The following is a 13,713-nucleotide window of genomic DNA, read 5'->3' as shown; positions in this document are numbered from 1 at the left end:
TCTGGCCGTAAATTGCTTCTTTATTAAAGGAGATTTTGTTTATGAACTCGGGATTTAAAATAGGTGGCGCATTTGCGCTTTCTGCTATGCTATTTCATGGCATGGAGGCAAATGCCCAGAAAAAAGTACCGGCACAGCCAGGATTTAGTGAAAGTAAGTCATTAGCTTCAGTTGATCCATACATTGGCTCCGGTGGCCATGGACACGTATTTGTAGGAGCCAGCGTGCCTTATGGCGCTGTGCAGGTAGGACCTACCAACATTGTAAAAGGATGGGATTGGTGCTCAGGGTATCATTATTCCGATAGTGTAGTGATCGGTTTTTCTCAAACGCACCTCAGTGGAACAGGTATTGGTGATCTGGGCGACGTGCTTATTATGCCTTATACGGGTAAAGTAAGAACCAACAAAGGCACACAGGATGATCCTACTTCCGGATATGGTTCCCACTATTCGCATAATCGCGAAACTGCCCGCCCAGGTTATTATGCTGTGCAGTTAGATGATTACAATATCAAAGCGGAATTGACTGCTTCTGAAAGGGTGGCTTTCCATAAATATACTTTCCCGAAAAACCAACCAGCCAACATTATCATCGATCTGAAAGAAGGGATAGGCTGGGATGCGCCAGTGGAAACGTATATTCGTCAGGTAGATGAATATACCCTGGAAGGTTACCGCTACTCCAAAGGTTGGGCAGCAGACCAACGTCTTTGGTTTGCTATCAGGTCTTCCGTGCCGGTGAAACAATTCCTGGTATTTAATGGCAACGCCAAGCAATCTGGTACGGAAGTAAAGGGGAAAGAAGCTAAAGGCGTCATCTCCTTCGATAAATCGCCTGGCCAGGTAATGCTGAAAGTAGGTATTTCACCTGTGAGCAGCGAAAATGCCCTAGCTAATATCGATGCCGAAATTCCAGGTTGGGATTTCGCTAAAACAGTTAATAATGCCAATGCTAAGTGGGATAAGGAACTGTCTAAAGTAAACATTGAAACAAAAGACCAGGTAGCCCGCCGTGTATTCTACACTGCACTATATCATACTATGATAGCGCCTGCCCTGTTCAATGACCACAATGGCAGCTACCGCGGTACCGATAAAAAGGAATATCCTAACCCGGGATTTGATAACTACACTGTTTTCTCTTTGTGGGATATTTACCGTTCCTGCGCGCCATTGAGCACTATTCTGCATCCGGAAAAAGTAGATGCCTTTGTGAATTCTATGCTGACTATTTATAAGCAGCAAGGTAAACTGCCGGTATGGCCTTTGATGGGCAACGAAACCGATTGTATGGTGGGTTATCATGCCGTACCTTCTATTGTAGACGCCTATCTGAAAGGATTTAAAGGCTTTAGCCCGGAAGAAGCTTTCGAAGCAATGAAAGTAACATCCAACCGCGACGATCTGGGCCTGAAATACGTAAAGGAACTGGGTTATATCCCAGCGGATAAAGAATATGAGTCCGTGTCTAAAGCAATGGAATATGCCATCGACGACTGGTGTATTGCAGCCATGGCTAAAAAATTGGGTAAAACAGACGATTACGAATACTATAAAAAACGCGCCGGCTATTATAAAAACTATTTCGACAGCACTATCCGCTTTGTACGCCCCCGTATGAGCGATGGCAGTTTTAAAACACCTTATGATCCGTTCAACTCTATTCATGAGAAAGGCGACTTCACAGAAGGTAACGGCTGGCAATATACCTGGCTGGTACCACAGGATGTGGAAGGCCTGATTAAGCTCATGGGAGGCGACGAAGCCTTTACCCGTAAGCTCGACAGCCTGTTTACTGCCAAAGGCGATATGGGTGCAGAAGCATCTAATGACATCTCTGGCTTGATAGGGATGTATGCGCATGGTAATGAGCCAAGTCACCACGTTACTTATATGTACCCATTTGCCGGTTACCAATGGAAAACAGCTGAAAAGGTAAGACAGGTAATGAAAGAGTTCTATTTCGATCAACCGGGAGGACTGGCAGGTAACGAAGATTGCGGCGCAATGTCTTCCTGGTACGTATTCTCTTCACTGGGTTTCTATCCGGAAAATCCAGCCAGCGGGGTCTATGTATTAGGCAGCCCACTGTTCGATAAATCGACTATCAATGTAGGTGGCGGTAAAACCTTTACCGTACAGGCTATCGGCAATAGTGCCGCTAACATCTACATACAAAGCGTTACCCTTAACGGTAAGCCATATACTAAGAGCTTTATCACCCATCAGGATGTAATAAAAGGTGGTATTCTGGAGATTAAAATGGGAAACAAGCCAAATTATGCATTTGGCCAGCTGCCGGCAGACAGGCCAAGCAATGAACTGTAAGAATACTGAACAATTATAAAGAAGCGAGAGGGTGTATCATAAATTTGATACACCCTCTTTTATTGAATTAGATGATTACCATATTTTAACACGCACACTGTCTGCTCTGTACATCCCATCTCCTGGATTTACACCATACACTTCATAGAATGCGTTTACGTCGCTGAAGGGGCCGTTCACCCTGAATTTAGCAGGGGAATGCACATCGGTGAGCACGGCGTTGGCGAGTGCCTCTTTCTTGGTATGTTGCAACCATCCTAGGGCATACCCCATGAAGAAGCGTTGGGCAGGGGTGTAGCCGGCTATTTTCTCTCCTTTTTTATATTGGGCTGTTTGCTGGAAAGCGTCCCAGCCGAGCAAGATGCCTCCGAGGTCGGCGATGTTTTCTCCCAAGGTAGCTTTTCCGTTGATGTGTAAGGAATCTACTACCACATAGCTGTTGAATTGTTTTACCATTACTGCTGCACGGTCATTGAATTTCTTTTCATCTTCTTTGGTCCACCAGCTTTTCAGGTTACCGTCTGCATCAAATTGACGGCCTTCATCGTCGAAGCCATGGGTAATTTCATGGCCGATGGTGGAGGCGCCGGCATAGCCGTATACGATGGCATCGTCCAGTTCTTCATCGCGTTTACCGGGTACAGTGAATATGCCTGCTGGCAGTACGATTTCGTTGTTGCTGGGATTATAGTAGGCATTATAGGTTTGCGGAGTCATGTCCCATTCTGTGCGGTCTACTGGTTTGCCAAGTTTGTTGATTTGGTATTGATGCCACCATTGTTTGGCGGCGCGTGCGTTTTCGTAGTAGGATTGGTTTTTGATGTCCATTGCAGAAAAGTCTTTCCACTTGTCGGGATAGCCTACTTTTTTGGTGATCCTGGACAATTTATACAGCGCTTTTTGTTTGGTGCTGTCGCTCATCCAGTCGAGTTTTTCGATGCGTGTTTTCAAGGCGCCGCGGATATCTTCTACAAGCTCTTCATATCTTTTTTTTGCGGTGGCATTAAAGAACTCTTTTACGAACAATTGGCCAAGCGCCTCGCCTATAGCGTCTTCCTCGGCTTTCAGTACGCGTTTCCAGCGTGGCTTTTGTTGGTCCTGACCGCGGATAAGTCTGGAGTAGAATGCGAAATCAGTGTTCGCGATGGTGTCGCTCAGGTAAGGAGCTGCGCCGTCTATCAGCCGCCACTTCAAGTAATTTTTCCATGTTTCCAGGGGCTGTGACTTGATAGCGTTGCTGAGTGCTGTATAGAATTCAGGTTGGCCTACAATTACAGTATCTGCGTATTTACTGATACCTTGTTGTTGCAGGAAGCTAATCCAGTTTACATTACTGGCAATTTTATTGAGTTGGGTGATCGCCATTTTATGGTAGTTGGCTTCCGGATCGCGTAAGGCTTCTAGTTTACGGCTGGATTTGGCCAACAGGGTTTCCAGTTGGAAGATGCTGGCAGCGGCCTTTTTAGCGGCGGCGCTGTCGAGTCCTGTAAACTGTAGCATTTTGGCGATGTGGCTGGGATAAGCTTCCCTTATTTGCGTAGTGCGTTGGTCGGTATTGAAGTAATAGTCGCGGTTAGGCAGCCCCAGGCCTCCTTGACCTAATTGTACGGCGATGGCTTCACTGTTCTTGGCGTCTTGTCCGATATAGAGATCGCACATGGCATTGGTGCTGATCTGTGTTTTCGCAGCAAATTGTATTAACTGTTGAGTGTTGCTGATGGTATCAACTGCTTTCAGGTCTGCTATGATAGGTTGTATACCGTTGGCATTGAGGCGAACTGAGTCTAATCCGCTTTTCCAGAAAGCGGCAATTTTTTTAGAAGTGGGGTCAGCAGAATTGTCTGCTGCTTTTTCGTTGATGGTACGCAGGCGTTTATAGAGCTCTTCTTGTACGAGGTTACCAATGCCCCAGGAACTGTATGCCGGTGGAATGGGATTCCGTTTTATCCAGCCGCCATTGGCAAAATCAAAATAATCCTGAACAGGACTCACTGTACTATCTACATTGGCGGCTACGGCATCCGGCGACGCTGTTTGGGCATTAGTGCGCTGCTGTCCTTGATTACAGGCGGTAAAGCAAGCTATGGCAGCTACCGCTGCTCCACTAAGGAGTAAATGCTTCATAAGTGATGTGAAATTTTAATAAAAGAAAGGTAATTAATTTTTTACCAGCCTTGTTACTGAAATAAGCTACATAAGGTATTGGCTATATTTTATTACTATATGATCAATCAATTAAAACCCCGGTCATATTTTAGTTATAGATATTTTAGATGTATTGCTATTCTTGTCATGATTTTCATGAATAAGTATCTCATTTTTACGCAATTGCTCTTTTTTCTAAAGGACTTAACATGGGTGTCCATTGGCAATTGTAACAATTTTACACCGTACAGCGTTATATCATCCGTGATCTTGAGAATTATCTACCTGAACAATAGTTGATAAGCAATGAGTGACAGAGAGAGGTTGGTGCCCTAATGGCGGAAACAGATTTATTATCCCCCAAAAATCCCCCACATGAAAAAAATAGCGATAGTATTGGTGTTGGCAGGAGTGATTTTAGCTATCTTAGCGCAGTATGCCTTAACCAACGACTGGATGTGGTTTAGAATTTTTCACACCCTTGGATTCATAGGCTACATATTTATCATCAGCGGTCTTGCTTCTTTCTCCCTGTGGTTGATACAGCTGTTTTCACGTGAAGAGAAAACCGGGATAGAAGGTTACTATCAGCAGCAGGAAGATGATGCTGAAGCGAATACTGCACAACGGTAATAGTATATGTCAGACGTTTTTACGCTTAAATTCGAGTACAAGGGTCAACCTCATATTCTGGAAGTGCATATCATGAACCAGCAGTATAAAACGGTGTTCAAGGTAATGATAGAAGAACATGAAATCATTTTCGAGCCGGATGAAGAAGGTTATGTACGGGCGGTGTCCAGTCAACCGATGCACGATCATTTAAAGCAGATAGATATCGGGTTGCTGCATCATGTGGCAGAGTTGATCGTCCATCATATTCAAGGTTAATACCATGCCATCGTTTTTATATTAATTTTCCTCCTTTTTTTCTCTCCGGATCTCATCGCGTAATGTTTCCGGGTCCCAACCCAGCCCTTCGTCCATCCAGGTTTTGATGCGATCGGAGGAGATGAGTTTTTCCATTTCGTCGATACGTTCCTTCATGGAGCTGATGTATTGTTTTTTATCATCGCGGAGGGCAGACAGGCCTTTAAGGGTGCGTTCGTCTTGCCGGAAAAAAGTACGTGCGGCGCGTTCGCTATGGTAGGCCCTAGAGCCTAGCATGCGCATGGCATCTACACCCATGCGTAGAGAGGTGTCTACTGTTTCGCGGTAAATGTGTAATACGCCAAGGTCCATTAGTTCAAAAGCATCTTGGTTAGCGGTAGCCCTTACCAATAATTGGAGATGAGGGAAATAACGCTGAGCTATTTTCACTACCTCGCGGGTTTGGTCTGGTTGGGCGGCGGCAATGATCATTACTTTTGCGTCGGCGGCGCCGGCCGCCGCCAGGAGGTCGTACCGGGAAGCATCCCCATAATATACTTTAATGCCCATGTTGCGCAGGGCATCTACACGGTCGGAGTCTAGATCGAGGATTGTGGCTTTAATGCCGTTTGCCCGTAGAAAGCGGCCTGTCATGCTGCCAAAGCGGCCGAAGCCTACTACTATTACCGGATTCTTTTCATTGATCTCATCAGCTTCCCTCTCTGCTGTATGTGTTTCTGGTTGGGTAAAGTGGGGCTGTACCACTTTTTCATACAATAGCATCAACAATGGCGTAAACGCCATGCTGATAGCCACTACGGCGGTCATCATAGCGGTCATGTCTGCATTGAGGATATGTGTTTGACTGGTGAACGACAATAACACAAAAGCGAATTCCCCAATATCGGATAAAGCGAATGCGAAAAGCAGATTTTGGTCGGTACTTATCTTAAATATCTTTCCCAACAATAATAATATCAGCGCTTTCACGATCATAATAGCTATTACCAATCCCAATATTACCCAGGGTTGTGTAAGGATCAGCTTAAAATCTATAGAAGCTCCCACGGCAATAAAAAATAGGCCCAGCAATAACCCTTTAAACGGTTCTATATCACTTTCCAGCTCATGCCGGTATTCGCTATTGGCTAATACTACTCCGCCCAGGAAGGCGCCGAGGGCAGAACTTAATCCTACAAGGTTCATCAGTACAGCAATGGCTACTACCATTAGTAACGCGGTGGCGGTAAACATTTCCCTCACCCGGGTACTAGCAATAATCCGCATCAGCGGACGCACCAGGTACCTGCCTCCTACAATAATAGCCATCACAGCGCCCAATACCATCAGTGTTTGGCCCCATCCGGGTAAGTTGTCTCTCAGTGTATACGTTTGTGTGGTAGCGATCGCAGAAGGCTGGCCAGCCAGCAACGGAAAAATAGCCAGCATGGGGATCACGGCGATATCCTGGAACAGCAGTACCGAAAAGGCGCTCTGCCCTGCCGCGGTATCCATCCAACCTTTTTCATTCAGTGTTTGCAACACAATGGCAGTAGAAGAAAGGGAAAAAACCATTCCCAGCGCCATGGAAGTATTAAGGGGCTGTCCTAACCAGAAGGCGATACCGCCTATCACCAAAGTGCTTAATACTACCTGGAGGCCGCCGAGTCCGAGTATGGAAGACCTTAACCGCCATAACAATTTCGGCTCCAGCTCCATGCCTATCAGGAACAACATCATCACCACGCCAAACTCAGCAAAATGCATGATGTCTTCCCCTTCCCTTCCTATAAAACCTAATACAGACGGGCCTATGATCACACCTGCTATCAGGTAGCCTAGTACGGCGCCTAATCCCAGTTTTTTAGCAACGGGCACGCATATAATGGCCGCTGCCAGGTATACCATCGCTTGAAATAACAAAGAATGTTGATTCATATTATTGGGTTTGTGCAGGTAGTTCAAGGATTTGATGGAGGTACTGCAAATTGGGTAATGGGGTGGGATCAAAGCTTTTGTCTCTTAGCCGTTCCAGTACTTTTTTCAGTTGCATTGCTTCTTTTTTTATATCTGAAATATCTTCCCGGTGCACGCCAAAAATCACATAGGGCGCGGTATAGTGCATGTTGCATAGCTGGGCTGTTTGCTGGAAAGGCAGCAGGAACTCGTGTATGGAGTGGCCATGATGCCCTTCTGGACGATAAGACAGCTCCTGCCCGCCGGCACTGATGATATTACCAAAGTATTTGCCCTGTAAGGCTTTGCCAGTATGGCCATATGCCCAGCCATGTTCCAGTACCAGGTCTATCCATTGTTTAATGATAGCCGGGCCACTATACCAGTAAAAAGGATGTTGCAGTAATATAATATCGTGTTGTTCCAGCAGTTGTTGTTCGCGGGGAATATCTATATCCAGCGACGGATATTGCTCATACAGATCGTTGAAGGTAACGCCGGGCATACCTTTGATTTCACGGAGCAATGCCACGTGTACCCGCGATTTTTCCAGGGCAGGATGCGCAAAATTTATCAGGACTTTGGCCATTATCGCATATTCGTATATGGGAATTTAGGTGTTTTGGACTAAAAACCTCATACCCATTTCAATAAATGCGCCAGGTAAGAAAATGTTTTTATCCTTCAGAATATTCCTGTAATAATAACCTGTATTTATTAAGAATGCTGGATTTGGAGATAAAGCCGATCAGCCGTTTGTCTTGTACTACCGGTAGGTTCCAGACATGGGTTTCATCAAACTTTTTGATCACGAGGTTAATGTTATCGTTTAAATGAACTACTGCCAGTGGCGCCTGCATTAACTTTTTCACGGTTACTTTGTCGTACAGGTCGGGGTTAAACATAATGGGGCGGATATCATCCAGCATGATAATGCCCTCAAATAGCTGTTGCTGGTTGATCACAGCGATCACGTTCCGGCTACCTTCTTTTACCAGTTCTATTACCTGCCGGAGATTGGCGTCGATGCAGATCGATTGTATATCTTTCTCTATTAGATCGTCCATTTTCAGCAATAACAGGATGTTTTTGTCGTGTGCACGGGTAAATATTTTCCCATCTTTTGCGAGTTCTTTGATTTCCGGAGAAATAGGGGAAAACCATTTCGCCATTAGGAAGGAGATTGTGGATACGATCATCAGGGGGATAAACAGGTCGTATCCTGAACTGGACTCGGCGATAAGGAAAATGGCAGTAAGGGGAGCGTACAATACACCGGCCATTACGCCGGCCATGCCCACAATCACCAGGTTGGTGATTGGAATATCAGTAATGCCTATTGTTTGGCAGCACATGGCAAAGAAGAAGCCCAGGAAGCCACCGGAAAACAGGGAGGGGGCGAAATTACCGCCATTGCCCCCGCTTTGGATGGTAATGGAAGCAGCAAATGCTTTCAATAAACATACACATCCGGCAAAAACCAGGATCATCCAGCTTTGGAGGGGCAAATACCGGAAGAAGCTATTTTGAAGAATAGCCTGGTGATTGCCGTTTGCCAATGATTTTACGCTGTTGTAACCTTCACCGAATAAGGGCGGCAATAATATGCAAAGGATGGATACTAATAGTCCGCCTAATATGGCCCGTTGTAAGGCCGTCCATTTTAAGCCATGAAAGAAATGTTCTACTTTTTGCGATACCACTACGTAGTACCGGGCATATAATCCACTTAACAGGCCGAGGGCAATATAATAGGGCAGATTATGATAATTGAAAGCTGTCCGGGATTCGAAGTGAAAAAGCACTTCTTCCTGCAGGATGATCTTGGAGAGAAGGCTGCCACATACCGCTGCCACAATGAGGGGCATGAAGTCGGAAAACACTACGCCTGTAAGTAAAATCTCAAAGGCAAACATCATTCCCGCAATGGGCGCATTAAAAGCGGCTGCAATACCGGCAGTAGCGCCGGCGGCCAAAAGTAAGGTCCGCTCTTTATAACCCAGGTTATAGGTGCGGGCGTAGTTAGCACCTAAAGCGGCGCCGGTTACGGCGATAGGACTTTCCAGTCCGGCAGAGCCTCCTAAACCTACAGTTACCGCACTTTGTAAAATCTGGGAGTACATTTTTACTGGCGGAATAAGGCTGGAGTTCTGGGCTATTTCGTGTAGGATAGCGGGAATCCCTTTCCTGGACTGTCCTCTGAAAAACCAGATCACGATCAGGGTAGTTAATACAATACCTAGGAAAGGAAATACTATATAAAAAATGATTTGGGTGCTGAAGTGTACTTTATCGGTGATCACATAGTGGATGTAGTGTACTAATATTTTTAATATTACTCCGGCCAACCCTGCGGAACAGCCCACTATAATACCTGATAGCAGCAGGAACTGATTGCGGTTCATTTTATTATGTAGCCAATGAAGAATTAATTCATAGCTCCGGGCACTTTTTAAGCTATACTGTTCGAAGTCTTTTTTAAATCGAAAAAAGCTATGGTACTTCCGCAGGCGATTAAATTGGCTCATTTAGCAAATTTAAGGATCAGAGCTCAATCAGGGCATAAACTTTATCGTTCATATAGGGGCCACCGGGTTGCCGGGCGGTGTAGTCCAGGTTAATCCAGTATTCTCCTTTGAGCTCGTGATAATAGATTTCTTTCACCACAGGTTTGGGAAATAGGGTGATGATGGCTTGTTTCATGATTTCAAAATCATTGCGGTCGCCGCAATAGAGTTCCGGATAGGCATGCCCTTTCACCAGTACAATACGGCAACGGGCACCGATAGATTGCAGACAGGAGGTCATTAATAGGGAGTGATCGTCGCAGTCGCCACCCAGGCCATTTTGTATGGTTTCCTGCGGGGTAGCAAAGTATTCGTCGCGGCGGGAGTCCAATACATACTTAAAATGGCTGTTAATGTACCGGAACAGGGATAGGAAGCGGGTTATTTTACCATATTTATAGAAATACTCGTCGTAATAATCCAGGGAGTGCTTTACGGAGAAGTTGCGGACAACCGAATCCTGGAAATTGATTTTTTCCCGCATGCCCCTTACGGTTTTATCGCGGTAGCTTTCTACCCTTCTGGGATATAAGCTGAGGATATCCAGTTGTTTACTGTCTTTAGCGCCCAGGTTTCCCTGCACCATGCTTTTATAATCATTGAGCACATTGCTGAGGGTATAGCGATCGGTATACTTGTTAAAGATCATGATCCCGCATATCAGCAGGAAAACAGGGATAATCAATGGTCTGAATATCCAACGGATTAGGAGGAGGAGAAGAAAGCCCGCCAACACCGCCACGAGGAGGTCTACATGCCAACCATTGGCTACCAATGGAGGAATAAACCGGTTGATATATGGCGACAATAGTGATAAAGTCAACAGACTCAATAAGTTGAACAATATCCGGTATGTCAGGGTATATTTGCTTTCGTCGATGGCCATTATGCTACGCAATAAAGCAAATTTATGTCATAATCACCTTGCAAAGTTGGAAACGGCTTGTTTAAATGAGGTACTTTTTCTGATAAGTTCTATTTGTTGCGCAGTGTCGTTTTTTTGTTTGTCCATGTCCAGCTGTTGATAGATTTTATTCAACAGGCCGAAGTTCATCAGTGCCAGCACTTTAAAATCCAGTTTCTGGGCATTTTCCACGGCGGTTTCGGCTACCCGGATGGCTTTATTGAAATCGTGTTCTTTAAAGTAGATGCCAGCGTAGAGTAGTTTTTGGATAGATTCCATGTATTTTCCACCGAAATAGTCGGTCGAATAATTTTTGATGACCTGGTCTGTATGGCGGCAAATGCGCGCAGCTGGTTCTGTTTGACCTAGTCCGAGATATGCTTGGGCCTGCCAGCAAAGTAATTGCATGCGCAAGGAATCTGTTTTGCGGTGTTGCAGAAAGGGGTACGTTTCAAAGATGCGGGTGGTAAAAGTGAGGAGGTGTTCATAATCGCCTAGTAGGGTGAACACAATCCCCATATTACGGAACACAATCTCCTGTGGTTCGGAGATAGTTTTTTTGCCTGCGTTAGTCCAGTGGCGGAAATAATTATAGATTTTTTCCCGGATATCTTCATTGACGATGCCAAATTTCAGGAATTCATAAATGAAGAGTTGTATTTCATAGGGAGTTACCCATAATTCTTCTTCCAGTTCTTCCGGCGCGTATATCTTTTTGATACTATTGAGCTCAATTTCACATTGTTCTGCATCCAGTTGCAGTAACGCCATTGCAAAGAGCTTACTCCTTATTTTGAGTTTATCTTCTCTTGCTTCTGCCAGTCCTAATAAGGCAGTAAGCACTTTGCGTTTCCTGAAGTGAATGAATTCATCTCCAATGAAAGGGCTGATAGGATTCTTTTTAAAGAAGCCTGCTGGAAAAATTGATTTAAGTTCGCCCTGGTTGTTGCCATCATGCTGATAGTGCAGTACCAGGTACTCGAGGAGGTGGGATTTTTCTATATTGGATAATGGTAAATGCAACATTTTAATGATGCCATCTATCTGTGCATGATTAATGGCATAGCGGAGTAGCCATCTGAATACGCCGATTCTGTAGGGCGATTGGGGCAGGTGCTCAAGGATGGCGGTAAGCAGTTGCTCGTTGATTTCCTGGCCGTTCATTTTGAGGTAGTGCATCGCCACAAAGTATTCGAGCAGCATGGTATGGGCAAACCGCACCTTCACATTGAACATGATTTCCTGGCTCAGATTTTCCTCCACCAGGATGTTGTCTGCCAATAATTCTTTATAGGCAGGGAAGAGATCTGCATTTTGGGAGAGTAGTAAACTCTTATCAGCGTAAATACCGGTTCTACCCAGGTCCAGCAGGGCAAGTAATTTTTCGATGATCTTTATTTTGAAAGAATTACTCTGGGAATTGAATACCCTGTTTTGGATGAAGCGGGAAACGATTTCGAAGAGGCTGAGGTGTTCATCTACGAAGGTTTGGTCTGGGCCGCTGTTCAGCTGACAAAATAGTTGGAGGTAATATGGATACCTTAATTTTTGCAGAAAATTCTCAGAAAAGAGCCTTACTGTGGCAGGATCGAATTGGTGATTATATAATATGGACTTTACTTCCTGTTCTGTAAGCCGTGGCATGTTGATATTGGTTTCTTCGTCCATTTCAGCACCAAGGTACCAGTAGCGGCGGAATGCCGGGTATTGTTGGGAGTGTTGGAATATTTCGGACCAGGTACTGCTGCGGATAGAAAGGATCACTTTTACCCAGGGGTACAAGTCGTTGGAGTATACGAAATCTTCCAGTTTGGAGTAGAGAAGGCGTAGTTTTTCCCCAGCTACTGCAATTTCATCAAATCCGTCTATTATTAATATAAGGCGTCCGCCCTTTTTATCGAAGTGGTGGGAAAAGTATTCCCTGAAATTTTCTCCATTCCCAAGGTTCATTTGGTTGTCGAGCCAGGTGGAAAGGGAGAAGCCTTTAAGGAGCAGGCTACCGGCGGCATGTGCGTGAATAAACCAGCATACGTCTTGCTTGAAGCGGGCTTCTTTACCAAACCAGCAATGTTCGGCCAGGTGCACAAGCGACAATGATTTTCCCCAACCGGAAGGGGCTATCAGTGCGGTAGCAGCATAGTCGCTTTCGAGGAATTTTTCGATATGTGCATTACAAAAAGGTCTGTGTACGGTGTAAGGGAAAGCGATACCAGAGCGATTTTTGAGGGTAAGCATGGTATAATGGGAAACGGCATCTGCTTTTGTTTTCAGATCCGTCCATTTACTATTATCCAATGCCGCCGCTGTATTGGTTGGCTTAGAGGTGGAATTCAGTTTCCGGTAATGATGTTGCTGAAAATCTTCCCAGTCTTTATATTGACAATATTGTGAAAGTGTGTTCAGGGTATACCTGGAGAAACTGTGTTGAGCCACAGCAAATCCGAACACCCGTTTGAGCGTAGTTTCACTCACCAGTTTCGTGGTGTCATCCAATATGGACTGAGAGAGATGTTTGCAATCTCCTGGCAACATGACTTCAACACCAAACCTGCGTAAAACCTCGTTTTGCAGGGTAATGATAAAGTCATAGGATAGATCAATCATAGGGGACAATAAATGGATTTTCGAATTGTCGGTACTTGTTTAAGTACGAATGCTATTTGTGTTTAGATTTAGCGAAAATCGAATGAATAAAATGAACAAGGAATATTAAATCGAATTACATATATTATATTAAATAATAAGTTTGTCTTTGTTGATTAATTGTTAGATGAATATCATATATAAATATGAGAAAAACAATGCAATATTACCGCATGGCGAATATTTATATTTTATTCATTTTATAGTGAAAAACAAGATAGGACCTTGTAAAATATTTAAGAATATTCTTTATATTTTTTTTATTATTTAAATTCTTCGCTTCTCCTGAATAAGAATC

Annotated in this window: 9 protein-coding genes; 3 read left to right on the top strand and 6 right to left on the bottom strand. The window is 44.6% G+C overall.

Annotation, left to right across the window (positions count from 1 at the left end; translation table 11 throughout):
• Positions 1-41 precede the first annotated feature (41 nt).
• Entirely contained in the window at positions 42-2,330 is a 2,289-nt protein-coding gene (locus tag ACDQ55_RS02840; protein WP_420979556.1) for a GH92 family glycosyl hydrolase, read from the top strand.
• 75 nt (positions 2,331-2,405) lie between these two features.
• Here the strand turns inward: ACDQ55_RS02840 and ACDQ55_RS02835 are convergent, their stop codons facing one another.
• On the bottom strand, positions 2,406-4,454 hold the full coding sequence (locus ACDQ55_RS02835) for a M13 family metallopeptidase (RefSeq protein ID WP_420979555.1): 2,049 nt from the start codon (positions 4,452-4,454) through the stop codon (positions 2,406-2,408).
• Positions 4,455-4,850: 396 nt separating this feature from the next.
• Here ACDQ55_RS02835 and ACDQ55_RS02830 point away from each other — a divergent pair, with 396 nt between their 5' ends.
• Together ACDQ55_RS02830 and ACDQ55_RS02825 are read left to right on the top strand one after the other, a co-directional pair.
• Complete coding sequence (locus ACDQ55_RS02830) at positions 4,851-5,108, top strand: hypothetical protein (protein WP_420979554.1); 258 nt, start codon at positions 4,851-4,853, stop codon at positions 5,106-5,108.
• Between the two features lie 6 nt (positions 5,109-5,114).
• A complete protein-coding gene (locus ACDQ55_RS02825) occupies positions 5,115-5,366 on the top strand; it encodes a hypothetical protein (RefSeq protein ID WP_420979553.1) in 252 nt (83 codons plus the stop codon).
• A gap of 21 nt (positions 5,367-5,387) precedes the next feature.
• On the opposite strand, the gene ACDQ55_RS02820 is transcribed toward ACDQ55_RS02825, so the two are convergent.
• The 5 genes from ACDQ55_RS02820 to ACDQ55_RS02800 all read right to left on the bottom strand — a co-directional run bounded on the left by ACDQ55_RS02820 (position 5,388) and on the right by ACDQ55_RS02800 (position 13,376).
• The gene (locus ACDQ55_RS02820; protein ID WP_420979551.1) at positions 5,388-7,283 is read right to left on the bottom strand and encodes a monovalent cation:proton antiporter-2 (CPA2) family protein; all 1,896 of its coding nucleotides are present in this window, start codon (positions 7,281-7,283) and stop codon (positions 5,388-5,390) included.
• A gap of 1 nt (position 7,284) precedes the next feature.
• Complete coding sequence (locus ACDQ55_RS02815) at positions 7,285-7,890, bottom strand: NAD(P)H-dependent oxidoreductase (protein ID WP_420979550.1); 606 nt, start codon at positions 7,888-7,890, stop codon at positions 7,285-7,287.
• A gap of 88 nt (positions 7,891-7,978) precedes the next feature.
• Positions 7,979-9,829 carry a chloride channel protein gene (locus tag ACDQ55_RS02810; RefSeq protein WP_420979549.1) on the bottom strand — a complete coding sequence of 617 codons (1,851 nt, stop codon included), beginning with the start codon at positions 9,827-9,829 and terminating at the stop codon, positions 7,979-7,981.
• Between the two features lie 16 nt (positions 9,830-9,845).
• Positions 9,846-10,766 (bottom strand): transglutaminase domain-containing protein, encoded by a 921-nt coding sequence (locus tag ACDQ55_RS02805; protein ID WP_420979547.1) that lies wholly within the window; start codon positions 10,764-10,766, stop codon positions 9,846-9,848.
• 21 nt (positions 10,767-10,787) lie between these two features.
• Complete coding sequence (locus tag ACDQ55_RS02800) at positions 10,788-13,376, bottom strand: hypothetical protein (RefSeq protein WP_420979546.1); 2,589 nt, start codon at positions 13,374-13,376, stop codon at positions 10,788-10,790.
• Positions 13,377-13,713 lie beyond the last annotated feature (337 nt).

Origin of the sequence: Chitinophaga sp. 30R24, assembly GCF_049056765.1 — a bacterium.
GTDB lineage: Bacteria > Bacteroidota > Bacteroidia > Chitinophagales > Chitinophagaceae > Chitinophaga.
This window is presented reverse-complemented; position numbering and strand designations above follow the sequence as displayed.